This is a genomic window from Pseudomonas sp. FP2338 (assembly GCF_030687515.1).
Lineage (GTDB): Bacteria > Pseudomonadota > Gammaproteobacteria > Pseudomonadales > Pseudomonadaceae > Aquipseudomonas > Aquipseudomonas salomonii.
In genome coordinates, this window is the sequence record NZ_CP117436.1 from 1,224,761 (window position 1) to 1,249,605 (window position 24,845).

Consider the following 24,845-nt stretch of genomic DNA (forward strand, 5'->3'; position numbering starts at 1 on the left):
GGGCGCCATGCAGGCCACCCCGGAATCTTCAGTTTCAGGCTTTGGCGCGATCCAGCAGGTACTGGGTCAACAGAGGAACCGGACGGCCACTGGCGCCCTTATCCTTGCCGCCACTGGTCCAGGCCGTACCGGCGATGTCCAGGTGCGCCCAGTTGAAGTTCTTGGCGAAGCGCGACAGGAAGCAGGCAGCGGTGATGGTGCCGGCTTTAGGGCCGCCGATGTTGGCGATGTCGGCGAACGGGCTGTCCAGTTGTTCCTGGTACTCGTCGAACAGCGGCAGTTGCCAGGCGCGGTCGTCGGCAGCCTTGCCGGCGCTGAGCAGTTGCTCGATCAGCTCGTCGTTGTTACCCAGCAGGCCCGAAGTGTGAGCGCCCAGGGCGACTACGCAGGCGCCGGTCAGGGTGGCAATGTCGATCACGGCCTGTGGCTTGAAGCGTTCGGCGTAGGTGAGGGCATCGCACAGCACCAGACGGCCTTCGGCGTCGGTGTTGAGGATCTCGACGGTCTGGCCGCTCATGGTGGTGACGATGTCACCCGGGCGTGCAGCACCACCGCTCGGCATGTTCTCGGCGCAGGCCAGGATGCACACCAGGTTGATCGGCAGCTTGAGTTCCAGCACGGCACGCAGGGTGCCGAACACGCTGGCGGCGCCGCCCATGTCGTACTTCATCTCGTCCATGCCGGCGCCCGGCTTGAGGCTGATGCCGCCGGTGTCGAAGGTGATGCCTTTGCCGACCAGCGCGTAAGGCTTCTCGGACTTTTTGCCGCCGTTGTATTGCATCACGATCAGGCGTGGCGGCTGGTCGCTGCCCTGGCCCACGGCATAGAACGAGCCCATGCCCAGTTCCTTGATCTTCTTCTCGTCCAGCACTTCAACCTTCAGGCCCTTGAACTCCTTGTCCAGCGCCTTGGCTTGTTCGCCCAGGTAGGTAGGGTGGCAGATGTTCGGCGGCAGGTTGCCCAGGTCGCGGGTAAACGACATGCCGTTGGCGATGGCGGTGGCGTGGGTAACGGCGCGCTCGACTTCAGCCTGGGCGGCCTTGATGGTCAGCAGGGTGATTTTTTTGATGGCGCGCGGTTCGGCCTTCTGGCTCTTGAACTGGTCGAAGACGTAACCGCCGTCCACCAGGCTTTCGGCCAGCAGGCGGGTCTTGCCGTAGCTGTCGCGGCCTTTTACTACGATTTCGTCGAGGGCCAGTGCCGCATCGGTACCGCCCAGGCCTTTAAGGGTGGCGAGGATACCGCTGATGATCTTGCGGAACGGGCGGTCGCCCAGTTCGGCGTCCTTGCCCACGCCCACCAGCAATACGCGGTCGGCTTTAAGGTTGGGCAGGCTTTGCAGCAGCAGGCTTTGGCCGACTTTGCCGGCCAGGTCGCCGCGCTTGAGGACCGCGCTGATGGCGCCGCCGCTCAGTTCGTCCAGTTGCTTGGCGGCGACGCCGAGCTTGCGCCCTTCGCCGACGGCGACCACGAGGGTGGCGGTTTTCAACGTTTCGGGGCTAACGCTTTTTACAACCAATTCCATTTTCGGGTCCCTTATTTAAGGTCTGTGAGCCTGGCGTCTGTACGCAGGCTTTGATGCTCGGCAGCTTTGTAAACCGCCCGCGACAAAGGCCGCAGTTTGAACCTCGCCAGAGCAGCCTGACAACCCTTGCAGCACGGTTTGTGCACGCGCATGAGCAAGCACCGTGACAGGCGCGGTCAATCACAGGATAATGCGCAATCTTTTTAGCCGGCCCGTGCATGCGGGTCGACTCGGTATGCTTGCTTGTTTGGCCGCCTTAGCCTGACAACCCTGGAGTGTCTGGTTTGATCGTCTTCCGTTATCTGTCCCGCGAAGTCCTGCTGACCCTGAGTGCCGTGAGTGCGGTATTGCTGGTCATCACCATGAGTGGTCGTTTCGTCAAATTCCTCGCCCAGGCGGCCTCGGGCGCCCTGGATCCGGGCTCGTTGTTCCTGATCATGGGCTTTCGCCTGCCGGGTTTCCTGCAGTTGATCCTGCCCCTTGGCCTGTTTCTCGGTATTTTGCTGGCCTATGGCCGGCTTTACCTTGAAAGCGAAATGACCGTGCTCTCGGCCACCGGCATGAGCCAGCAGCGTCTGCTGGCCATGACCATGGTGCCGGCCACCGGCGTTGCGCTGGTGGTGGCCTGGTTGAGCATGAGCCTGGCGCCCCAGGGGGCCATGCAGTTCCAGCTGCTGCTGAACAAGCAGGACGCGATGACCGAGTTCGATACCCTCGAGCCCGGGCGCTTCCAGGCGCTCAACGACGGCACGCGGGTCACCTATACCGAAACCATGACCGACGACCGCTCTAACCTGGGCGGTGTGTTCATCTCGCAGAAAAACCTCGGCGTGAACCAGAAAGACCGGGGTATTTCGATTCTGGTAGCCAACAGCGGCCGCCAGGAAATACGCGCTGACGGCAACCGCTACCTGATCCTGGAAAATGGCTATCGCTACGACGGCAGCCCTGGGCTGGCGGAATATCGGGCGGTCAAATACGACACTTATGGCGTAATGCTGGCCAAACCGGACATCAGTGAAGAGGTCACCGACCGCGATGCACTGCCGACGCTATCGCTGATCGGTAATCCCGACCTGCGCTCCGTTGCCGAGCTGCAATGGCGAGTCTCGCTGCCGCTGCTGGTGTTTATCGTGACGTTGATGGCCGTGCCGCTGTCGCGGGTCAACCCGCGCCAGGGCCGCTTCCTCAAGCTGTTGCCGGCGATCCTGCTGTACATGGCTTACCTGACCATCCTGATTTCTGCCCGTGGCTCCCTGGAGAAGGGCAAGCTGTCGCCAGCCCTGGGCCTGTGGTGGGTGCACGGGATCTTCCTGGCGATCGGCCTGGGGCTGCTCTACTGGGAACCTATCCGTTTGAAAATGAAGAGCCGTCGTGGCCTGAAGGAGTTGGCTCGTGGCTAAGCTCGACCGCTACATTGGTAGCAGCGTACTGATCGCCATCCTGGCGGTATTGGGCATCATCCTTGGCCTGGCTTGCCTGTTTGCCTTTATTGATGAAGTGAGCAACGTCACCGACACCTATACGGTCACCAACGTACTGAGCTACGTGGCGCTGACCGCACCGCGTCGTCTCTACGACATGATGCCGATGGCGGCGCTGATCGGTTGCCTGATCGGCCTGGGCAGCCTGGCCAGCAGCAGTGAACTGACCATCATGCGAGCGGCGGGCGTTTCCATCGGCCGCATCGTCTGGGCGGTCATGAAACCCATGCTGTTGCTGATGGCGTGCAGTGTGTTGATCGGTGAGTACGTAGCGCCACCGACCGAAGCCACAGCCCAGGCCAATCGTGCCCTGGCCCAGGGGTCGGGGGATGCGCAGAGCGCCAGGCACGGCCTGTGGCACCGCCAGGGTGATGAGTTTATCCACATCAACGCCGTGCAGCCGGGCGGTTTGTTGGTGGGTGTGACGCGTTATACGTTCGACAAAGAGCGGCATATGCTGACCTCCAGTTTCTCCAAGCGTGCGCAGTACGACGAGGGGAAATGGGAGCTGTACGATGTCACCACGACGTACTTCCGTAATGTGGGGCAGGGCACCAAGGCCTACACTGAAGTGATCAATGTGCCGTCCGAGCAGTGGGACATTGCCCTGAAGCCGGAACTGCTCAATACCGTGGTCATGATCCCGGAAAGCCTGCCGATCTCCGGTTTGTGGAGTTATATCCACTACCTCAAGGATCAGGGCCTGAACAACGGCCGTTACTGGCTGGCATTTTGGGTCAAGGTGTTGCAGCCGCTGGTCACCGCCGCACTGGTGTTGATGGCTATTTCGTTCATCTTCGGTCCGCTGCGTTCGGTAACGCTCGGCCAGCGGGTGTTTACCGGCGTGCTGGTGGGCTTTACCTTCCGCATCGCCCAGGACCTGCTTGGGCCGTCGAGCCTGGTATTCGGTTTCTCGCCGCTGTTTGCGGTGCTGGTGCCGACGGCTATTTGTGCCGTGGCCGGGTTCTGGCTGTTGCGCCGGGCCGGTTGATACCGCGCTTATGCACAAAAAATGCCCCGCTCCTATGAGCGGGGCATTTTTGTTCTGGTCAGCAAAGATGACGCCCGGCCCGAGCATCAGGTACAATTCCCGGCTATTTTTCAGCGGGCAATCTGCCTGCAGCCTTTTTGAGTGTTGATCCGTGAGTGATTTGAGTCATATCCGCAATTTCTCCATCATCGCCCACATTGACCATGGTAAGTCGACGCTGGCCGATCGATTCATCCAGATGTGCGGCGGCCTTGCCGAGCGTGAAATGGAAGCCCAGGTACTGGACTCCATGGACCTCGAGCGCGAGCGCGGCATCACCATCAAGGCCCACAGCGTTACCCTGTACTACACCGCAAAAGACGGTATCAAGTACCAGCTGAACTTCATTGACACCCCTGGCCACGTTGACTTCACCTACGAAGTCAGCCGTTCGCTGGCGGCCTGTGAAGGTGCCTTGCTGGTGGTCGATGCCGGCCAGGGCGTTGAAGCCCAGTCCGTGGCTAACTGCTATACCGCGATCGAGCAGGGCCTTGAGGTCATGCCGGTACTGAACAAGATCGACCTGCCCCAGGCTGATCCTGACCGCGTTAAAGAAGAAATCGAAAAAATCATCGGCATTGACGCCACCGACGCCGTCGAGTGCAGCGCCAAGACCGGCCTGGGCGTTGACGAAGTGCTCGAACGCCTGGTCAAGACCATTCCTGCGCCTACCGGCAACTACGAAGATCCGCTGCAAGCGTTGATCATCGACTCCTGGTTCGACAACTACCTGGGCGTTGTTTCCCTGGTACGCGTGCGCCACGGCCGTGTGAAGAAGGGCGACAAGATCCTGGTCAAATCCACCGGCAAGATCCACCTGGTGGACAGCGTCGGTGTGTTCAACCCGAAACACACTGCTACCACCGACCTCAAGGCCGGTGAAGTGGGCTTCATCATCGCTGGTATCAAGGACATTCACGGTGCGCCGGTGGGTGACACCCTGACCTTGAGCTCCACCCCTGACGTCGACGTGCTGCCGGGCTTCAAACGCATCCAGCCGCAGGTTTACGCCGGCCTGTTCCCGGTCAGCTCCGACGACTTCGAAGATTTCCGCGAAGCGCTGCAGAAGCTCACCCTCAACGACTCGTCGTTGCAGTACACCCCGGAAAGCTCCGACGCCCTGGGCTTCGGCTTCCGCTGCGGGTTCCTGGGCATGCTGCACATGGAGATCATTCAGGAGCGCCTCGAGCGCGAATACGACCTGGACCTGATCACCACGGCGCCAACGGTTATTTTTGAGCTGGCGCTGAAAACCGGTGAAACGATTTACGTCGACAACCCGTCCAAGCTTCCGGATCTGTCCTCCATCGAAGACATGCGCGAGCCGATCGTGCGGGCCAATATCCTGGTTCCGCAGGAGCACTTGGGCAACGTTATTACCCTGTGTATCGAAAAACGTGGCGTGCAGCACGACATGTTGTTCCTCGGTACCCAGGTGCAGGTGACCTACGATTTGCCGATGAACGAAGTGGTTCTGGACTTCTTCGACCGTCTCAAATCCACCAGTCGCGGCTATGCTTCGCTGGATTACCATTTCGACCGTTACCAATCGGCTAATCTGGTGAAACTGGATGTGCTGATCAACGGCGACAAGGTGGACGCACTGGCACTGATCGTGCACAAGGACAACGCGCACTACAAAGGTCGCCAGTTGACCGAAAAGATGAAAGAACTGATTCCGCGCCAGATGTTCGATGTCGCGATCCAGGCCGCCATTGGCGGGCAGATCATTGCACGGACCTCCGTCAAGGCACTCAGAAAGAACGTACTGGCCAAATGCTACGGCGGTGACGTAAGCCGTAAGCGCAAGCTGCTTGAGAAGCAAAAGGCCGGTAAAAAACGCATGAAGCAAGTGGGCAACGTGGAAATTCCACAAGAAGCCTTCCTTGCAGTGCTCAGGTTGGATAGTTAGGTCCTATGTCACTAAATTTCCCGCTGTTGCTGGTCATCGCCGTTGCCGTTTGCGGATTCCTGGCGTTGCTCGATCTGGTGTTCTTCGCCCCGCGTCGGCGGGCGGCGATCGCCTCGTATCAGGGCAGCGTCAGCCAGCCCGATGCGGTGGCGATCGAGAAACTGAACAAAGAGCCTTTGCTGGTTGAATACGGCAAGTCGTTCTTCCCGGTGTTGTTCATCGTGCTGGTGCTGCGTTCGTTCCTGGTGGAGCCGTTTCAGATCCCTTCGGGCTCGATGAAACCCACCCTGGACGTGGGCGACTTCATCCTGGTGAACAAGTTTTCCTACGGGATCCGCCTGCCGGTGCTCGACAAGAAGGTCATCCCGGTCGGTGATCCGCAGCGCGGCGATGTGATGGTGTTCCGCTACCCAAGCGACCCGAACGTCAACTATATCAAGCGTGTCGTCGGCCTGCCGGGCGATGTGATTCGCTACACCAGCGACAAGCGCCTGTTCGTCAACGGTGAGTCGGTAGCCGAGAAGTTGATCGGCACCGAGCCGAACACCCTGGGCAGCGCTGAGCTGTATCAGGAAAAACTCGGCGCGGTAGAGCACCAGATCCGCAAGGAAATGAGCCGCTACCGCTCGCCGCCCGACACCGAATGGAAAGTGCCGGCCGGGCACTACTTCATGATGGGCGACAACCGCGACAACTCCAACGACAGCCGGTATTGGGATGACCCTAATATTCCCAAGGACCTGCTGGGCATGGTTCCCGACGAGAACATTGTCGGCAAGGCCTTTGCGGTCTGGATGAGCTGGCCGGAACCCAAGCTCAGCCACCTGCCGAACTTCTCGCGGGTCGGGCTGATCAAGTAATACAGGCGGCGCTGTGAACACAGCGCCGAATGCTTTTCTGGGGTTGGGACAATCAATGGTCCAACCCCTTGCTGTACCAATCAGGATTTGAATTTGAACACTGCGTCAATCGTCGATGGCCGCCGGTGCCACCAAACAGATATGGGTAAACCGTGAGCGTTTCTCTAAGCCGTCTCGAGCGCCAGCTCGGCTACACCTTCAAGGACCAGGAATTGATGGTCCTTGCCCTCACACACCGCAGCTTTGCAGGGCGCAATAACGAGCGCCTGGAATTCCTCGGTGATGCCATCCTCAACTTTGCCGCCGGTGAGGCGCTGTTCGAGCGTTTCCCGCAAGCGCGCGAAGGCCAGCTGTCACGCCTGCGTGCACGCCTGGTCAAAGGCGAGACACTGGCCGTGCTGGCCCGTGGTTTCGGCCTGGGCGAGTACCTGCGCCTGGGTTCCGGCGAACTGAAAAGCGGCGGTTTCCGCCGCGAGTCGATCCTGGCCGATGCCCTCGAAGCATTGATCGGTGCGATCTACCTTGATGCAGGCATGGAGACCGCCAAAGAGCGCGTAGTCGCCTGGCTGGCGTCGGAGATCGAGAGCCTGACGCTGGTCGACACCAACAAAGATCCCAAGACCCGCCTGCAGGAATACCTGCAGTCGCGTGGTTGTGAACTGCCACGCTACGAAGTGGTGGATATCCAGGGTGAGCCGCATTGCCGCGTGTTTTTCGTGGAATGTGAAATCACCTTATTGAATGAAAAAAGCCGAGGTCAGGGTGTGAGCCGTCGTATTGCCGAACAGGTAGCGGCCGCTGCAGCACTGATTGCCCTGGGCGTGGAGAATGGCCATGACTGATTCAACCGCAACACGCTGTGGCTATGTTGCCATCGTCGGCCGCCCGAACGTGGGCAAGTCCACACTGCTGAACCACATCCTCGGCCAGAAGCTGGCGATTACTTCGCGCAAGCCGCAGACCACCCGCCACAACATGCTGGGCATCAAGACCGAAGGCACCGTGCAAGCGGTCTACGTCGACACCCCAGGCATGCACAAAGGTGGCGAGAAGGCGCTGAACCGCTACATGAACAAAACCGCTTCGGCGGCGTTGAAAGACGTCGACGTGGTGATCTTCGTGGTCGACCGCACCAAGTGGACCGACGAAGACCAGATGGTTCTGGAACGTGTGCAGTACGTCACCGGCCCGTTGATCGTCGCGCTGAACAAGACCGACCGCATCGAAGACAAAGCCGAGCTGATGCCGCACCTGAGCTGGCTGCAGGAGCAACTGCCGAACGCCCAGATCATGCCGATTTCGGCCCAGCACGGCCACAACCTGGACGCCCTGGAACGCGTGATCGCCGAGCACCTGCCGGAGAACGAGCACTTCTTCCCGGAAGACCAGATCACCGACCGCAGCAGCCGCTTCCTGGCTGCCGAACTGGTACGCGAGAAAATCATGCGCCAGATGGGCGCCGAGCTGCCGTACCAGATCACCGTCGAAATCGAAGAGTTCAAGCAGCAGGGCAAAACCCTGCATATCCACGCGTTGATCCTTGTTGAACGTGACGGCCAGAAGAAAATCATCATTGGCGACAAGGGCGAGCGCATCAAGCGCATCGGCACCGAAGCGCGCAAGGACATGGAATTGCTGTTTGATTCCAAGATCATGCTTAACCTGTGGGTGAAGGTTAAAGGTGGTTGGTCCGATGATGAGCGCGCGCTGCGCTCCCTGGGCTACGGCGACCTGTAACCCTTCGCCTGATGGCGCACGGGCGTGTTGTGGCGAGGGAGCTTGCTCCCGCTGGGCCGCGAAGCGGCCCCAACAAGGCCGGCGAGTTTTTTCAGCTATAACTCGATGGCTGGTATAGGGGCTGCTTCGCAGCCCAGCGGGAGCAAGCTCCCTCGCCACAGAAGCGCTCTCCTTCTTTAGAGATTCCCCATCTCATGTCCCAATCCCCACCTCCCAGCCAACTTGCCTACGTCCTGCACAGCCGCGCCTACCGCGAGACCAGCGCTTTGGTGGATTTCCTCACGCCCCAAGGCCGCTTGCGCGCGGTGTTGCGCAGTGCGCGAGGCAAGGCGGGTACGCTGGCACGTCCGTTTGTGGCGCTGGACGTGGAGTTTCGTGGCAAAGGTGAGTTGAAAAACGTCGGTCGCCTGGAAAGTGTCGGCAACTCGGCCTGGCTCAATGGCGAAGCGCTGTTCAGCGGGCTTTACCTTAATGAGCTGCTGATCCGCCTGCTGCCGGCCGAAGACCCACACCCCGCAGTCTTCGATCACTATGCCGCCACGCTTTTGGCCTTGGCCGAAGGGCGCCCGCTGGAGCCGCTGCTGCGCGCCTTCGAATGGCGGCTGCTCGATGACTTGGGCTACGGCTTCGAACTGAGCAATGACCTGCACGGCGATCCCATCGCGGCCGACGGCATGTACCGCCTGCAAGTCGACGCCGGGCTTGAGCGCGTGTACCTGCTGCAACCGGGCCTGTTCCAGGGCACCGAACTGTTGGCCATGAGCGAAGCGGACTGGACGGCGCCAGGCGCCTTGTCCGCGGCCAAACGCTTGATGCGCCAGGCGCTGGCCGTGCATCTGGGCGGGCGCCCGCTGGTCAGTCGCGAGTTGTTTCGAAAGCCCTGACAACCCCGTGTATGCTGTGCAGCGTTTCTTTCCCTTTTCAGGAGCGCTTCCGTGACCACCAGCAATCGCATTCTTCTTGGCGTCAACATCGACCACGTCGCCACCCTGCGCCAGGCCCGGGGCACCCGTTACCCCGACCCGGTCAAGGCCGCGCTGGACGCCGAAGAAGCGGGCGCCGACGGTATCACCGTGCACCTGCGCGAAGACCGCCGTCACATCCAGGAGCGTGATGTACTGGTGCTCAAGGACGTGCTGCAAACCCGCATGAACTTCGAGATGGGCGTCACCGAAGAAATGATGGCGTTCGCCGAGCGCATCCGCCCGGCGCACATCTGCCTGGTGCCGGAAACCCGCCAGGAACTCACCACCGAAGGCGGCCTCGACGTGGCTGGCCAGGAAGCGCGGATCAAGGCGGCCGTAGAGCGGCTGTCGAAGATCGGCAGCGAAGTGTCGCTGTTCATCGACGCCGACGAGCGCCAGATCGAAGCCTCGCGTCGCGTTGGCGCGCCGGCGATCGAACTGCACACCGGCCGTTACGCCGATGCCACCACGCCCACCGAAGTGGCCGAGGAACTGCAGCGCATCATTGACGGCGTCAAGTTCGGCCTCAGTGAAGGCCTGATCGTCAACGCCGGCCATGGCCTGCACTACCACAATGTCGAGGCCGTGGCCGCGATCAAGGGCATCAACGAGCTGAACATCGGCCACGCGCTGGTGGCGCATGCGCTGTTCGTCGGTTTCAAAGGCGCGGTTGCCGAGATGAAAGCCCTGATTCTGGCGGCAGCCAAGCACTGAGAAACGACAGAGATCAAATGTGGGAGCTGGCTTGCCTGCGATAGCATCGCCTCGGTAAAACTGAAAAACCGAGGCGCCTGCATCGCGGGCAAGCCCGGCTCCCACACAAGCCAGCTCCCACAGGAAATCTCCAGAGGCTTAACCAGCGTTTTCGCCATGCGGCAATGCGAAGCCTTACTGTTTAGCCGATGCAGGTGTATCGTATCTGCCCTTTGCGGGCCCCTGGCCTGCGGCCGATACGTGAGGTTGTTGTGTCCCGATCCTTTTCCCGTCGACAAATCCTGGGTGGCCTGGCAGGCCTGGCCGTCGTGGGCGTCGGTGCCGGGGGCGCCTATCGCTACTGGCTGGGGAAAGTCGCCGAGGCGCAAGCGGGTCACGATTATGAACTGATCGCCGCACCGTTGGACGTGGAGCTGGTGCCCGGCCACAAGACCGAAGCCTGGGCGTTCGGCCCCTCGGCGCCGGGTACCGAGTTGCGGGTGCGCCAGGGCGAGTGGCTGCGGGTGCGTTTTATCAACCACCTGCCGGTCGCCACCACCATCCACTGGCACGGCATTCGCCTGCCGCTGGAAATGGACGGCGTGCCCTACGTCTCACAACTGCCGGTACTGCCCGGTGAATACTTCGATTACAAATTCCGCGTGCCCGATGCCGGCAGCTACTGGTATCACCCGCACGTGAACAGCAGCGAAGAACTCGGCCGTGGCCTGGTCGGTCCGTTGATTGTCGAAGAGCGCGAGCCCACCGGTTTCAAGCACGAATGCACCTTGAGCCTGAAAAGCTGGCACGTGGACGAAGAGGGCGCATTCGTCGCCTTCAGTGTGCCCCGTGAAGCCGCGCGTGGTGGCACGGCCGGGCGATTGTCGACCATCAATGGCGTGCCCCAGGCGGTGATTGACCTGCCAGCCGGGCAGATCACTCGTGTGCGCTTGCTCAACCTCGACAACACCCTGACGTATCGCCTCAATATCCCCGACGTTGAAGCGCAGATCTACGCACTGGATGGCAACCCTATCGAGCCGCGCCCCTTGGGCAAGGAATACTGGCTAGGCCCGGGCATGCGCATTTGCCTGGCGATCAAGGCACCGGCCGCCGGTGAAGAACTCTCAATCCGCAATGGCCCGGTGCGCCTGGGCACTTTCCGTTCAGTCGCCAATACCGACGCGCCGAGCGAATGGCCGCCAGCGCTGCCTGCCAACCCGATTGCCGAGCCGGACCTGGCCAATGCCGAGAAACTCAACTTCAATTTCGAGTGGGTCGGCAGCGTGTCGGTGGATGACGGCAAACCGCCGAGCCTGTGGCAGATCAACGGCAAGGCCTGGGACATCACCGACAAGACCTGCGCCGACCGCCCGATTGCCAGGCTTGAGAAGGGCAAGAGCTATATTTTTGAATTGAAGAACATGACCCAGTACCAGCACCCGATTCACCTGCACGGCATGAGTTTCAAGGTGATCGCCTCGAACCGCCACAAGGTGATCCCGTATTTCACCGACACCTACCTGCTCGGCAAAAACGAACGTGCGCGCGTGGCGTTGGTGGCCGACAACCCAGGCGTGTGGATGTTTCACTGCCACGTGATCGACCATATGGAAACCGGCCTGATGGCCGCCATCGAGGTGGTGTGATGCGCCAGATTCGCCCCGCGGCGATTATCGACCGCAGCCGTGACCAGCACTTCATGCGCGAAGCCCTGGCCCTTGCCGCCCAAGGCGCCGCGCTGGGCGAAGTGCCCGTGGGCGCGGTGCTGGTGCAGGACGGTGAAATCATCGGCCGTGGCTTCAACTGCCCCATCAGCGGCAACGACCCCAGTGCCCATGCCGAAATGGTCGCCATCCGCGCCGCCGCACAGGCGATCAGTAACTATCGGCTGGTGGGCAGCACGCTGTATGTGACGCTGGAACCGTGCAGCATGTGCGCTGGTTTGATTGTGCATTCGCGCATCGCGCGGGTGGTGTATGGCGCGCTCGAGCCCAAGGCCGGGATTGTGCAAAGCCAGGGGCAGTTTTTTACCCAGGGCTTTCTCAACCATCGGGTGCTGTATGAAGGCGGGGTGTTGGCCGAGGAATGCGGCACGGTGCTAAGTGAGTTCTTCAAGGCCCGCAGAGCAAAGCCCCCACTCTAAAGAACACCGAGGAGCCATTGTGGGAGCTGGCTTGCCTGCGATAGCGGTGCACCAGTCACTGATGAGTTGTCGGGCTGGCCGCCATCGCAGGCAAGCCAGCTCCCACATGTTGATCCCCATTTAGTCAGGGAAATCAGTGTTTATTTCTTGGCGATAATCACCGCCCGCATCGGCGCCGGCAGCCCTTCGATGGTCTTGCTGTGATCATCCGGGTCCAAAAAATCACTCAGCGACTGATACTTCATCCACTCGGTGCCACGCTGTTCCTCAACCGTGGTCACGCTCACATCCACACAACGCACTTCACTGAAACCCGCACGACGCAGCCACAACATCAGCGCCGGCACCGACGGCAGGAACCACACGTTGCGCATCTGTGCGTAGCGGTCTTCCGGCACCAGCACTTGTTGCTGATCGCCGTCCACGACCAGGGTTTCCAGCACCAACTCGCCGCCTTTGACCAAGGTGTCCTTGAGCGCCAGCAGGTGTTCGATCGGCGAACGGCGGTGATAAAACACGCCCATGGAAAACACCGTATCGAAGCCTTCCAGGTTCGACGGCAGGTCTTCAAACGGGAACGGTAAGTGCCAGGCCTTCGGCTCGGACAAGTAGCGCTGTACCGCCTGGAACTGGCAGAAAAACAGCCAGTTCGGGTCCACGCCAATCACGCTGTCGGCGCCCGCGCCGAGCATGCGCCACATGTAATACCCGTTGCCGCAGCCCACATCGAGGATGCGCTTGCCCTTCAAATCCAGGTGCGGTGCCACCCGTGACCACTTCCAGTCCGAACGCCATTCAGTGTCCACATGCACGCCGAACAGGTTGAACGGGCCTTTGCGCCACGGGCTCAGGCCCATCAGCGCGGTATGCATTTGCACGCGGGTAGCGTCGTCGCAATCGGTATCAAGCGTCAGGCCATTGAGTAAATCGACGTCGCTGGGCTGGATTTGCGGCAGTGCGTCCAGCGCACTCTGCCAGCGCTCCAGGTCGCCATGACCCTTTTCCATTTTGCTGTCGAGCTGCGCTTGCAGGCCCTGGGCCCACACGGCCAGAGGAGTGCCGACCAAGTGGCGGGCGAGGGGGGACAAATCAATCATGGCAAGGCAATCAACGAGGCAAAGTTAAGACACTGGAACCACGGCACGACTTTCGAGAACCCGGCCGCCAGTAAGCGTTCGCGGTGTTCTTCGAGGCTGTCGGGTTTCATGACGTTTTCGATGGCGCTGCGCTTCTGGGCAATTTCCAGTTCGCTGTAGCCGTTGGCGCGTTTGAACGCGATATGCAGGTCGGTGAGCAGCGCGTGTTCTTCGGGATCGTTGAAACGCAGCTTTTCCGAGAGGATCAACGCACCGCCCGGCAGCAGCGACTGGCGGATACGCCCGAGCAACGCCAGGCGTTGCTCGGGCGCGATAAATTGCAGGGTGAAGTTCAACGCCACCACCGAAGCGGGCTGGAATTGCAGCGCGAGAATGTCGCCCTCGACCACCTCAACCGGCAGCAACTCCTGGAACATCGAGTCTTGCCCGTTGAGGTATTCGCGGCAACGCTCGACCATGGCCGCGGAGTTATCCACCGCAATCACCCGGCAGCCGTCGGTGCGCACGTGGCGACGCAAGGCTTGGGTCACTGCGCCAAGGGACGAACCGAGGTCGTAGAGCACGCTGCCCGGCTGGGCAAATTGCGCCGCGAGCACGCCGAGGTTCTCGACGATGGTCGGGTAACCCGGCACCGAGCGCTTGATCATGTCCGGGAACACCCGCACCACGTCCTCGTTAAAGGCGAAGTCCGGCACCTGGGGCAGGGGCTGGGCGAATAGGCGATCGGGTTCTTTGCTCACGGTTGTTCCGGCGACGAGGGGGAAAGGCCGGCATTTTAGCCAAGTTGGCCCTCGTGTGCGCGGGTTGTCTGATGGAAAGCCGAGGCCGTGATGCCCCACTGGCCGAGCCAGTAGGTGATGATCAGCAAATACGGCGCCGCATCGAAGGCCAGCACAAACCGATTGATGCCGATCAGCGTGTCGGAAAACACAAACGACACCGCCCCCGCTGCCGCAAGCCAGGCCGAGCGTCTCGGCACCTCACTGCCCAACCGCGCCAATGCGCGCCAGAGCATGGCACTGATCACCAGCGCGTAAACCACCACCGGGATCAGCAAATCGCCCAGGCCGTGGGAAATCAGGATGCTCAACAAAATCGCGCCGACCACCAGCGCCAATACCAAGGGCAACACCGCCAGGCGGCGGCAATCGCTGAAATAAGCTTTCAAATACGCCAGGTGCGCAAACAGGAACGCGCCAAGGCCAAAGATAAACAGGTCGCCCGGCCAGGCGAGCAGCACATCGCCGACCAGGGAAAAAATCAGCCCCAGGCTGATCCAGCGTCGATAGTCGGTGGGCGGCGCATCATGCAGCCAACCCAGCAGTGCCAGCACCGGCAGTGGTTTGACCAGCAAGCACAACAAGGTGGCGTGGGTGGTCAGGCCATAGATAAAGGTGCCGGCGCCCATCAGCGCGAGGATCAGCCATGGCATATCAGTTCACCGTAATGGCGCAGTCGAAGGTTTCGGCAGGTTCGGCTTCCGGCTCCCAGGGTTGCTGGGACGTCAGGCGCAAACGGCCTTGGCCGGCTGCGAAGGCCTGGAAGCGCCACGTCGACTGGCCGCCGCCACCGATCACACCGGATTCGCTGCTGCTATAGACCTCTGGGCTCAATGCGCGCAACACGCCGCCGGCGGAATCCTGGATGGCCCAGCGGTAGCCGGTGGTGGGGTTGCTCGGCAAGGTGAGGATCAGGTTTTGTCCGGTTTTAAGCTGGAGCGGGCAGGCGCTCTGGTTATCCACGCTGACGTTTTGCTTGGGGGCACTGGCGCATCCGGCCAGCAGGGCAAGGCTCAAGGGGAGAAACAGGCGGGCAGCGGTCATGGGGGCTCCGTTCATTCACGACGAAGGGCGAGCATAACCGAAGATGAGACAAGGTGTGACAAGCAGAAAGTGACAGCAACCTTTGTGGCGAGGGAGCTTGCTCCCGCTGGCCGCGAAGCGGCCCCGGCTTTGTTGGGACTGCTGCGCAGTCCAGCGGGAGCAAGCTCCCTCGCCACAGGGTTGGAGTGAAATTTAGAAGAGCACCTTCGCCACATCCGCAAAACGCTTGGCAAAGTGCACGGTCATGCCTTCCTTCAGGTACTCCGGCAATTCCTCAAAGCTGCCACGGTTCGGCTCCGGCAAAATCAGCTCATGAATCTTCTGACGCCGCGCCGCAATCACCTTCTCGCGCACCCCGCCAATCGGCAGCACATGCCCGGTCAACGTCAGTTCACCCGTCATGGCCACGCCTTTTTTCGGCGGTTGGTTGCGTGCCAGCGACAGCAACGCACTGGCCATGGTGACACCCGCGCTCGGGCCGTCTTTGGGTGTGGCGCCTTCCGGCACGTGCAGGTGCACGAAGGCTTCATCGAAGAACTTCGGATCCCCGCCAAACGACTTCAGATTAGAGCTGATGTAGCTGTAGGCAATCTCGGCGGACTCTTTCATCACTTCACCCAACTGCCCGGTGAGTTTGAAGCCGCGATTGAGTGTGTGGATGCGCGTCGCCTCAATCGGCAAGGTCGCGCCGCCCATGCTGGTCCAGGCCAGACCCGTGATCACACCCGTGCCGGACAGCACTTGCTCGTTGCGGAACACCGGCATGCCCAATGAGCTTTCCAGGTCCTTGTTGCCGATCTTGATCACCGAGTCCGGCTCATCCAGCAACTTGACCACGGCCTTGCGCACCAGTTTGCCCAGCTGTTTCTCCAGCTGGCGCACCCCGGCTTCCCGTGCGTAACCGTCGATCAAGGCACGCAGGGCGCCGTCGCTGATGGTCAGGCTGGTTTTCGCCACGCCGGCTTTTTCCAGCTGCTTGGGCCACAGGTGGCGTTTGGCGATGGCGACTTTTTCTTCGGTGATATAGCCCGACAGGCGAATCACTTCCATACGGTCCAGCAACGGGCCGGGGATCGAGTCCAGGGTGTTGGCGGTGCACACGAACAGCACTTTGGACAGGTCCAGCCGCAGGTCCAGGTAGTGGTCGAGGAATTCGACGTTCTGCTCCGGGTCCAGGGTTTCCAGCAGCGCCGACGCCGGGTCGCCCTGGAAGCTCTGGCCCATCTTGTCGATCTCGTCGAGCATGATCACCGGGTTCATCACTTCCACATCTTTAAGCGCCTGCACCAGCTTGCCCGGCAGGGCGCCGATGTAGGTGCGGCGATGGCCCTTGATTTCGGCCTCATCGCGCATGCCGCCGACGCTGAAGCGGTAGAACGGCCGGCCCAGGGATTCGGCGATGGATTTACCCACACTGGTCTTGCCCACGCCTGGCGGGCCGACCAGCAGTACGATGGAGCCGGCGACTTCGCCTTTATAGGCACCCACCGCCAGGAACTCGAGGATACGGCTCTTGATATCGTCAAGGCCGGCATGGTGCTTATCCAGCACCTTGCGTGCGTGTTTAAGGTCGAGTTTATCCTCGCCATACACGCCCCACGGCACGGAAGTGGCCCAGTCCAGGTAGTTGCGCGTGACCGCGTATTCCGGCGAACCCGTTTCCAGGATCGACAGTTTGTTCATTTCTTCGCTGATGCGTTTCTGCGCCTGGGTCGGCAGCGTTTTGCCCACCAGCCGCTGTTCGAACTGTTCGACATCGGCGCTGCGGTCATCCTTGGTCAAGCCCAGCTCTTGCTGGATGACCTTGAGTTGTTCCTTAAGGAAGAACTCGCGCTGATGCTCACCGATCTTGCGGTTCACCTCGGCGGAAATCTCTTTTTGCAGGCGCGCAACTTCAACTTCCTTGCGCAGCATCGGCAGTACTTTTTCCATGCGCTTGAGCATGGGTACGCAGTCCAGCACTTCCTGCAACTCGTTACCGGTGGCCGAGGTCAACGCGGCGGCGAAGTCGGTGAGCGGCGACGGGTCGTTGGGGCTGAAGCGGTTGAGGTAGTTCTTCAACTCTTCGCTGTACAGCGGGTTGAGCGGCAGCAGTTCTTTGATCGCGTTGATCAGCGCCATGCCGTAGGCCTTGACCTCATCGGTCGGCTCGGTGGGCTGGTGCGGGTATTCGACTTCCACCAGGTACGGCGGGCGATGGTGCTTGAGCCAGGTCTTGATGCGCACGCGGGTCAGGCCCTGGGCGACAAATTGCAGCTTGCCGTTTTCGCGGCTGGCGTGGTGCACCTTCACCAGCGTGCCGTACAGCGGCAGGCTGGAGGTGTCGAAGTGGCGCGGGTCTTCGGGTGGCGTGTCCATGAAAAACAGCGCGAGCGAATGGTGGTCGGATTTGCTCACCAGCTCCAGGGTTTCGGCCCACGGCTCTTCGTTGACGATGACCGGCAATACCTGCGCCGGGAAAAACGGCCGGTTGTGGATCGGGATGATATAGACCTTGTCCGGCAGGTTTTGCCCAGGCAGGGCCAGGCCGGTGTTGGACGAGGTTTCGTGTTCAGCGTTTTCGGGGTCGGCGTAATCGTTCAGGTCGATGTCCGGGAATTCTTGCTGGTCGCTCATGGGGCACCTGCATAAGGAAGTATGCAGGTTAGATGGGGCGAGGTTGCGGTGGTTTCAATGGTGGGCGTGAGATAGCAACATATTGCATGAAATTTCCGCCAGCACCGCTGAACCCTGTGGGAGCTGGCTTGCCTGCGATAGTGGTGGGCCAGTCAACGTATCAGTCGCTGATACACCGCCATCGCAGGCAAGCCAGCTCCCACATTTCAGATCGGGTGAAGTCAGCTGATTTTGTGCAGGTAGGCCGGCAGCGGCTGCTCCGGTAACACCGACAGCACCTTAAGCCGCTGCAACATCCGCTGCCGCGCCCGCTGCAAATGCTCGCGCAAATTCAGCGCCGCCGCATCAAATGCCCCATGCAGCAACAACTCCAGAATCAGGCGATGTTCGGCGAGCATGGCAGGATCTGCGCCGATCCCCAGTAAACGGTAAAAAATACGACTGATGATCATCGGGCTCTGGCCCTGGCGGATCAGCGCGGCGATCTTGCGGTTTTGCAAGCCCGCCAGGCAGCGTTGGTGCAAGTCTTCTTCGATCTGCTCGATGGTTTCCAGGCTGCAGTGCGGGCTTTGCTGGGCGTCCAGCACCCGCTGCAACATCGCTTCGAGCATCTCGCGGTCCAGGTTTGGCGCGCTCTGGCGCAGCGCCTCGGGTTCCAGGCAGGCGCGCAATTCGTAGTCTTCGGTGACTTCCCGTGCGGTCAATGGCCCGGCCAGCCACTGGGAGTAGGGTTCTTTTTCCACCAGGCCACGGTCGCGCAGGCGCATCAGCGCTTCACGCACCACGGCGCGGCTGACGCCGTAGTGGTCGGCGGCGGCTTGCTCGTCCAGGCGGTAGTGGCCAAAAGCGATGCAGGTGGACAGCGCCGCGCCGATTTCCTCGACGATCCGCTCACCCAGCGGCCGCGTATCCACCCACTCAGCCTCGCCATCAAGGCCCAGATGCGCCTGGCTCAGGGGCAAGCGCAGCGGCTCCATGGCCAGGCCTTTGGGGTTGATCAAGTAACCCCGGCCATTGAAGCGGCAGATCAGGCCCTCATCATGCAGCAGGTCCAGAGCCTTGCGCACCGGCACGCGGCTGGTGCCGAACAGTTCGGCCAGGGGCGCTTCCAGCAGCACCAGCCCATGGCGCGCGGTGCCGTTGACGATCGCATTACGCAACACTTGGTGAATCATCGCGTAACGGGAGGCCGAGGCGGACACTGCTTTCATCGTGTTCTCTTGGGCGTGTAGGAAAGTGGCCGGGGATTCTCTCATAGATGAGCCTGTCACTCCGCGCCACAGTGGTGGCACTTTTTTGGGGCCGGAAAGAGAAAAACGTTACTTTTCGCACCAAAATGTATTTATTAATAAAAGATACATTATTTCAATTGAGGCTGGCCTCATCACTCACATCACTTTTTTTTGCAAACCGCACAACCATCTATCCCGCAGTTGTTGGCGATAAACCTTACGAGCACGACAACACCTCTAAAGAGACTGGCACGAAATCTGCCTTTGTAAAATGTACATTTTATTAATATGTACGTTTATGGGGGTCATCTCGATGTCAGACGCCACCTCAATGGCCCAGGATTTTGCCAGCGGTCGCAACGACCCGGTGCAGGCGCTGGAACAGGCACTCGTCCACGCGAGCATGGCGCCCAGTGTGTTTATTTCCCTGACCGCCGAGCGCGCACGCCGTGAGGCCGAGGCGGCAGCCGCGCGCTGGCGTGCCGGTCAGCCCTTAAGTTTATTCGACGGCGTGCCACTGGCCTGGAAGGATTTGTTCGACGTGGCCGGCAGCATCACCACCGCAGGGGCTGCCTATCGCCGCAACGCTGCGCCGGCCTTGATCGATGCGCCCAGTGTCGGGCTGTTGCGCCGCGCCGGCATGGTCAGCATCGGCAAGACCAACCTCAGCGAACTGGCGTATTCCGGGCTGGGCCTGAACCCGCATTTCGGCACGCCCCATAACCCCAGTGGCAGCGATCAACCGCGTATCCCCGGCGGCTCGTCGTCGGGCTCGGCGGTCGCGGTGGCGGCGGGGATCGTGCCCATCGCCATGGGCACCGACACGGCCGGCTCGATCCGCATCCCCGCAGCGCTCAATGGTGTAGTGGGCTATCGCAGCAGCTGTCGACGCTACAGCCGCGACGGCGTATTCCCGCTGGCGCACACCCTCGACAGCCTCGGCCCGCTGACCCGCAGCGTGCGCGATGCGCTGGCCATCGACGACCTGCTCAACGGCCGCACGCAACAGCACGTCGCCCGTAGCCTCAAGGGCCAGCATTTTGTGCTTGAGCAAGGCGCGCTGGAAGACATCGAACCCGCCGTGCGCAATAACCTGCTGCGCGCAGTGGACCAGCTCAAGGCCGCCGGTGCGTTGATCGAGGTGCGCGCATCAGCCACCTTCCAGGCCACCCTCAACCTGATCAAGCAGGACGGCTGGCTCGGCTCATTCGAAGCCTTCGCCCTGCACGAAAACCTGTTGGACAGCAGCGATGCCGAGCAACTCGACCCGCGTGTACGCCGGCGCCTGGAGGCCGCACGTGAATTGCCCGCCAGCCAACTGTTGCACCTGATCGACGCGCGCCGCCGCTTGCAGCTCCAACTGGTCGATGAGCTCGACGGTGCCGTTCTCATTACCCCGACGGTCGCCCATGTCGCCCCGGCGCTGGCACCGCTGCAAGCCGATGACGAGCTGTTCGTCAAAACCAACCTCGCCACCCTGCGCCTGACCATGCCCGGCAGTTTGCTCGACATGCCTGGCGTCAGCCTGCCCAGCGGCCGTGATGCCCTGGGCTTGCCCACCGGCCTGCTGCTCAGCGCGCCGAGTGGCGAAGACGCGCGCCTGCTCAGGGCCGCGCTGTCGGTCGAAACCACCCTGAATTTTTAAGGAGACACACCATGGCTAAAGACATCCTCTGTGCATTTGGCGTCGACGTAGACGCCGTCGCCGGCTGGCTCGGCTCCTACGGCGGTGAAGACTCGCCGGACGACATCTCCCGCGGCCTGTTCGCGGGTGAAATCGGCGCGCCGCGCCTGCTCAAACTGTTCGAACGCTACGGCCTGCGCACCACCTGGTTTATCCCTGGCCACTCGATGGAAACGTTCCCCGAGCAGATGAAGGCGGTGGCCGACGCCGGTCACGAAATCGGTGTGCACGGCTACAGCCACGAAAACCCGATTGCGATGACCGCCCAGCAGGAAGAAATCGTCCTGGATAAATCCATCGAGCTGATCACCCAAGTCACCGGCAAACGCCCGACCGGTTATGTCGCGCCCTGGTGGGAGTTCAGCAAGGTCACCAACGAGCTGCTGCTGAAAAAAGGCATCAAGTACGACCACAGCCTGATGCACAACGACTTCCACCCGTACTACGTGCGCAAGGGCGACAGCTGGACCAAGATTGATTACAGCCAGCACCCGGATACCTGGATGAAACCTTTGGTGCGCGGCGAAGAAACCGACCTGGTGGAAATTCCGGCCAACTGGTACCTCGACGACCTACCGCCCATGATGTTCATCAAGAAAGCCCCCAACAGCCACGGCTTCGTCAACCCGCGTCACCTGGAAGAAATGTGGCGCGACCAGTTCGACTGGGTCTACCGCGAGCACGAACACGCGGTGTTCACCATGACCATCCACCCCGACGTGTCCGGTCGCCCGCAAGTGCTGTTGATGCTCGAGCGCCTGATCGAACACATCCAGAGCCATGCCGGCGTGCGCTTCGTCACCTTTGACGAAATCGCCGACGACTTTATCCGCCGCCAACCGCGTACCTGATCTGAGCCATCCGTTACCTGTGGCGAGGGAGCTTGCTCCCGCTGGACTGCGGAGCAGTCCCATTTTTAGGGGCCCTTCGGGCTGGAGCGCCAGCCCGGCCCAGCGGGAGCAAGCTCCCTCGCCACAGGTACAGGTTCCACCTTAGCTAGTCGGCATTTGCCCCCAACCCTGCGAGGCGCGATTTATGTCCATCTACAACAAGCTTGACCTGACTGGCTGGAAACCCCGGCAACTGACGTCCCAGGAAGTGCGCTTTGCCACCTGGATCGCGTTTTTCGCCTGGGTGTTTGCGGTGTATGACTTCATCCTGTTCGGCACCTTGCTGCCGGAGATCGGCCGGCACTTTGGCTGGGGTGAAGTGGAGCAAGCTGAAATCGCAACGTGGGTGGCGGTGGGCACGGCGGTGGTCGCCTTTGCGATTGGCCCGGTTGTCGACAAGTTGGGCCGGCGTAAAGGCATTATTTTTACCGTGGCAGGTTCCGCACTGTGCTCGGCGCTCACCGCGATAGGCGGTGCGTGGGGCAAGTCGCCGCTGATTCTGATTCGTTCGTTGGGCGGCCTGGGCTATGCCGAGGAAACCGTTAACGCCACCTACCTCAGCGAGTTGTACGGCGCATCGCAAGACCCGCGACTGACCAAGCGCCGTGGGTTTATCTACAGCCTGGTGCAGGGCGGCTGGCCGGTGGGCGCGTTGATCGCGGCCGGGTTGACCGCGCTGTTGCTGCCGATTATCGGCTGGCAGGGCTGCTTCATCTTTGCAGCGATCCCGGCCATCGTGATCGCGATCATGGCGCGCAAGCTCAAGGAGAGCCCGCAGTTCCAGATCCATCAGCGCATCAGCGAACTGCGTAAAAGCGGCGCGGTAAAAGAAGCACAAAACGTCGCCGTGACCTACGGCGTCGACTACGACGAACACAGCAAGGCTGGCCTTAAAGCCGCCTTCCGTGGCCCGGCCCGGCGCGCCACGCTGGTGATCGGCGCCGCGCTGTTGCTCAACTGGGCGGCCATCCAAGTGTTCAGTGTGCTCGGCACCTCGGTGATCGTCAGCGTGCACCATATTTCGTTCGAGAATTCGCTGATCATCCTCGTGCTCTCCAACCTGGTGGGCTACTGCGGTTACCTGACCCACGGCTGGATGGGCGACAAGATCGGCCGCCGTAACGTTATCGGCCTGGGCTGGATGCTCGGCGGCCTGGCGTTTGCCGGGATGCTGTTCGGCCCTAGCAATATGCCGATGGTGGTGGGGCTGTACAGCCTGGGCCTGTTCTTCCTGATCGGGCCTTACTCGGCGGCGTTGTTCTTTATCAGCGAGAGTTTCCCGACCAGCATCCGTGCCACCGGCGGCGCGATCATCCATGCCATGGGGCCGATTGGGGCGGTGGTCGCAGGGTTTGGCGCCACCCAGGTGTTGTCCGCCGGCAGTGATTGGCAGACCGCCGCGCTGTGGTTCGGCGCGCTGCCGTGCTTCTTGTCCGGTGCGCTGATGTTTGCCGCACGCCATGTGCGCCCGGAAACCGTTCAGTAAGGAGTGTTCGATGAGCCGTAAAGTTGCCTTGATTACTGGTGCCGCCAGCGGCATCGGCCAAGCCCTCGCCGTGGCGTATGCGCGCAGCGGCGTGGCGGTGGTCGGCGGGTATTTCCCGGCCGACCCCCATGACCCGCATACCACCGTGGCCCTGGTGAAAGACGCCGGTGGCGAATGCCTGATGCTGCCGCTGGACGTGGGCAATAGCGCCTCGGTAGACGCCCTGGCCGAGGCCGCCGTGCAGCACTTCGGCCGCCTCGATTACGCCGTGGCCAACGCCGGCTTGCTGCGCCGTGCGCCGTTACTGGAGATGACCGATGAGCTGTGGGACGAGATGCTCAATGTCGACCTGACGGGGGTGATGCGCACCTTTCGCGCGGCAAGCCGGCACATGAAAGAGGGCGGCGCGCTGGTGGCGATTTCATCGATTGCCGGCGGTGTGTATGGCTGGCAGGAACACAGCCATTACGCAGCAGCAAAAGCCGGTGTGCCGGGCTTGTGCCGTTCGCTGGCGGTGGAGCTGGCGGCGCTGGGGATTCGTTGCAATGCGGTGATTCCGGGGTTGATCGAGACGCCCCAGTCGTTGGATGCGAAGAATTCCTTGGGGCCGGAAGGCTTGGCCAAGGCCGCACGGGCGATTCCGTTGGGTCGGGTAGGGCGGGCGGATGAGGTGGCGTCGCTGGTGCAGTTTTTGACCAGTGAGGCGTCGAGCTATTTGACTGGCCAAAGCATCATCATCGACGGCGGCTTGACCGTACGCTGGCCCGACTGACAGTACTCGATCTAAACATGTGGGAGCTGGCTTGCCTGCGATAGCGGTGGATCAGTCAATACATGTGTTGCTGACCCACCGCTATCGCAGGCAAGCCGGCTCCCACAGGAGACCGTGTTTGCCTTAGGAGATTTGTGTATGTCTCAATTGAACAACCGCCGTGCCGTAATCACCGGCGCCGGCAGCGGCATCGGTGCCGCCATCGCCCGTGCCTACGCCGTCGAGGGCGCACGCTTGCTGCTGGCCGACCGTAACGCCGCGAGCCTCGCCGAAACCGCGATCACCTGCCGCAACCTCGGCGCCGAGGTGGTCGAGTGTCTGGCCGATGTGGGCAGCGTTGAAGGCGCCCAGGCCAGTGTCGACCGTTGCGTCGAACACTTCGGCGGCATCGATATTCTGGTCAACAATGCCGGCATGCTCACCCAGGCACGCTGCGTCGACCTCTCCATCGAAATGTGGAATGACATGCTGCGCGTCGACCTCACCAGTGTGTTTGTCGCCAGTCAGCGCGCCTTGCCGCACATGCTCGCGCAGCGCTGGGGTCGCATCATCAATGTGGCCTCGCAACTGGGCATCAAGGGCGGCGCCGAGTTGACCCACTATGCCGCGGCCAAGGCCGGAGTGATCGGTTTCACCAAATCCCTGGCGCTGGAAGTGGCCAAGGACAACGTGCTGGTCAACGCCATCGCCCCCGGCCCGATCGAGACGCCTTTGGTGGGCGGAATCAGCGAAGACTGGAAGCGCGCCAAAGCCGCCGAGTTGCCCCTGGGCCGCTTCGGCCTGGCCGATGAAGTGGCGCCGACCGCCGTGCTGCTCGCTAGCGAGCCGGGTGGCAACCTGTTTGTCGGCCAGACGCTTGGCCCGAACTCCGGCGATGTCATGCCATGAGTGAG

23 protein-coding genes are annotated in these 24,845 nt (G+C 61.4%); 16 read left to right on the forward strand and 7 right to left on the reverse strand.

The features are described from left to right. Positions 1-34 precede the first annotated feature (34 nt). Positions 35-1,525 (reverse strand): leucyl aminopeptidase, encoded by a 1,491-nt coding sequence (locus PSH96_RS05420; protein WP_305457990.1) that lies wholly within the window; start codon positions 1,523-1,525, stop codon positions 35-37. Between the two features lie 284 nt (positions 1,526-1,809). Between PSH96_RS05420 and lptF the strand changes: the two genes are divergently transcribed. From lptF to tadA, 10 genes are all read left to right on the forward strand, one after another. After that, the gene (lptF, locus tag PSH96_RS05425; protein ID WP_305457992.1) at positions 1,810-2,928 is read left to right on the forward strand and encodes an LPS export ABC transporter permease LptF; all 1,119 of its coding nucleotides are present in this window, start codon (positions 1,810-1,812) and stop codon (positions 2,926-2,928) included. Continuing rightward, positions 2,921-4,000 (forward strand): LPS export ABC transporter permease LptG, encoded by a 1,080-nt coding sequence (lptG, locus tag PSH96_RS05430; protein WP_058421490.1) that lies wholly within the window; start codon positions 2,921-2,923, stop codon positions 3,998-4,000. Before lptF ends, lptG begins: the two co-directional genes overlap by 8 nt. A 151-nt stretch (positions 4,001-4,151) precedes the next feature. Continuing rightward, the gene (gene lepA / locus PSH96_RS05435; protein WP_003210439.1) at positions 4,152-5,951 is read left to right on the forward strand and encodes a translation elongation factor 4; all 1,800 of its coding nucleotides are present in this window, start codon (positions 4,152-4,154) and stop codon (positions 5,949-5,951) included. A gap of 5 nt (positions 5,952-5,956) precedes the next feature. Beyond that, positions 5,957-6,811 carry a signal peptidase I gene (gene lepB / locus PSH96_RS05440; RefSeq protein WP_305457994.1) on the forward strand — a complete coding sequence of 285 codons (855 nt, stop codon included), beginning with the start codon at positions 5,957-5,959 and terminating at the stop codon, positions 6,809-6,811. 152 nt (positions 6,812-6,963) lie between these two features. After that, a complete protein-coding gene (gene rnc / locus PSH96_RS05445) occupies positions 6,964-7,653 on the forward strand; it encodes a ribonuclease III (protein ID WP_017136295.1) in 690 nt (229 codons plus the stop codon). After that, on the forward strand, positions 7,646-8,548 hold the full coding sequence (gene era / locus PSH96_RS05450) for a GTPase Era (RefSeq protein WP_034102340.1): 903 nt from the start codon (positions 7,646-7,648) through the stop codon (positions 8,546-8,548). Before rnc ends, era begins: the two co-directional genes overlap by 8 nt. Positions 8,549-8,742: 194 nt before the next feature. Beyond that, entirely contained in the window at positions 8,743-9,432 is a 690-nt protein-coding gene (recO, locus tag PSH96_RS05455) for a DNA repair protein RecO (protein ID WP_305457996.1), read from the forward strand. A 51-nt stretch (positions 9,433-9,483) separates the two neighbouring features. Beyond that, entirely contained in the window at positions 9,484-10,227 is a 744-nt protein-coding gene (gene pdxJ / locus PSH96_RS05460; RefSeq protein WP_305457998.1) for a pyridoxine 5'-phosphate synthase, read from the forward strand. Positions 10,228-10,478: 251 nt separating this feature from the next. Continuing rightward, a complete protein-coding gene (locus tag PSH96_RS05465) occupies positions 10,479-11,855 on the forward strand; it encodes a multicopper oxidase family protein (RefSeq protein ID WP_305458000.1) in 1,377 nt (458 codons plus the stop codon). Next, complete coding sequence (gene tadA / locus PSH96_RS05470) at positions 11,855-12,352, forward strand: tRNA adenosine(34) deaminase TadA (protein WP_305458002.1); 498 nt, start codon at positions 11,855-11,857, stop codon at positions 12,350-12,352. Before PSH96_RS05465 ends, tadA begins: the two co-directional genes overlap by 1 nt. A gap of 140 nt (positions 12,353-12,492) precedes the next feature. Here the strand turns inward: tadA and cmoB are convergent, their stop codons facing one another. The 6 genes from cmoB to PSH96_RS05500 all read right to left on the reverse strand — a co-directional run bounded on the left by cmoB (position 12,493) and on the right by PSH96_RS05500 (position 19,099). Then, positions 12,493-13,449 (reverse strand): tRNA 5-methoxyuridine(34)/uridine 5-oxyacetic acid(34) synthase CmoB, encoded by a 957-nt coding sequence (cmoB, locus tag PSH96_RS05475; RefSeq protein WP_305458004.1) that lies wholly within the window; start codon positions 13,447-13,449, stop codon positions 12,493-12,495. Then, entirely contained in the window at positions 13,446-14,189 is a 744-nt protein-coding gene (gene cmoA / locus PSH96_RS05480) for a carboxy-S-adenosyl-L-methionine synthase CmoA (RefSeq protein ID WP_305458005.1), read from the reverse strand. Before cmoA ends, cmoB begins: the two co-directional genes overlap by 4 nt. 35 nt (positions 14,190-14,224) lie before the next feature. After that, complete coding sequence (locus PSH96_RS05485) at positions 14,225-14,881, reverse strand: lysoplasmalogenase (protein WP_305458007.1); 657 nt, start codon at positions 14,879-14,881, stop codon at positions 14,225-14,227. 1 nt (position 14,882) lies between these two features. Next, on the reverse strand, positions 14,883-15,272 hold the full coding sequence (locus tag PSH96_RS05490; protein ID WP_056858879.1) for a protease inhibitor I42 family protein: 390 nt from the start codon (positions 15,270-15,272) through the stop codon (positions 14,883-14,885). Positions 15,273-15,464: 192 nt separating this feature from the next. Further along, positions 15,465-17,888 (reverse strand): endopeptidase La, encoded by a 2,424-nt coding sequence (lon, locus tag PSH96_RS05495; RefSeq protein ID WP_305458010.1) that lies wholly within the window; start codon positions 17,886-17,888, stop codon positions 15,465-15,467. A 221-nt stretch (positions 17,889-18,109) separates the two neighbouring features. Beyond that, a complete protein-coding gene (locus PSH96_RS05500) occupies positions 18,110-19,099 on the reverse strand; it encodes a GntR family transcriptional regulator (protein ID WP_305458012.1) in 990 nt (329 codons plus the stop codon). 47 nt (positions 19,100-19,146) lie between these two features. Between PSH96_RS05500 and PSH96_RS05505 the strand changes: the two genes are divergently transcribed. The 6 genes from PSH96_RS05505 (at position 19,147) to PSH96_RS05530 (ending at position 24,840) form a co-directional block, all read left to right on the forward strand. Next, positions 19,147-19,407 carry a hypothetical protein gene (locus tag PSH96_RS05505; protein WP_305458014.1) on the forward strand — a complete coding sequence of 87 codons (261 nt, stop codon included), beginning with the start codon at positions 19,147-19,149 and terminating at the stop codon, positions 19,405-19,407. A gap of 26 nt (positions 19,408-19,433) precedes the next feature. Further along, complete coding sequence (locus PSH96_RS05510) at positions 19,434-20,765, forward strand: amidase (protein ID WP_305458015.1); 1,332 nt, start codon at positions 19,434-19,436, stop codon at positions 20,763-20,765. A gap of 11 nt (positions 20,766-20,776) precedes the next feature. Beyond that, complete coding sequence (locus PSH96_RS05515; RefSeq protein WP_305458017.1) at positions 20,777-21,655, forward strand: polysaccharide deacetylase; 879 nt, start codon at positions 20,777-20,779, stop codon at positions 21,653-21,655. A gap of 184 nt (positions 21,656-21,839) precedes the next feature. Beyond that, on the forward strand, positions 21,840-23,180 hold the full coding sequence (locus PSH96_RS05520; RefSeq protein ID WP_200434648.1) for an MFS transporter: 1,341 nt from the start codon (positions 21,840-21,842) through the stop codon (positions 23,178-23,180). 10 nt (positions 23,181-23,190) lie between these two features. Beyond that, a complete protein-coding gene (locus PSH96_RS05525) occupies positions 23,191-23,952 on the forward strand; it encodes an SDR family NAD(P)-dependent oxidoreductase (protein WP_305458020.1) in 762 nt (253 codons plus the stop codon). A 138-nt stretch (positions 23,953-24,090) separates the two neighbouring features. After that, positions 24,091-24,840, forward strand: a complete 750-nt coding sequence (locus PSH96_RS05530; protein WP_305458021.1) for an SDR family NAD(P)-dependent oxidoreductase — start codon at positions 24,091-24,093, stop codon at positions 24,838-24,840. The last annotated feature ends 5 nt before the right edge of the window (positions 24,841-24,845 follow it).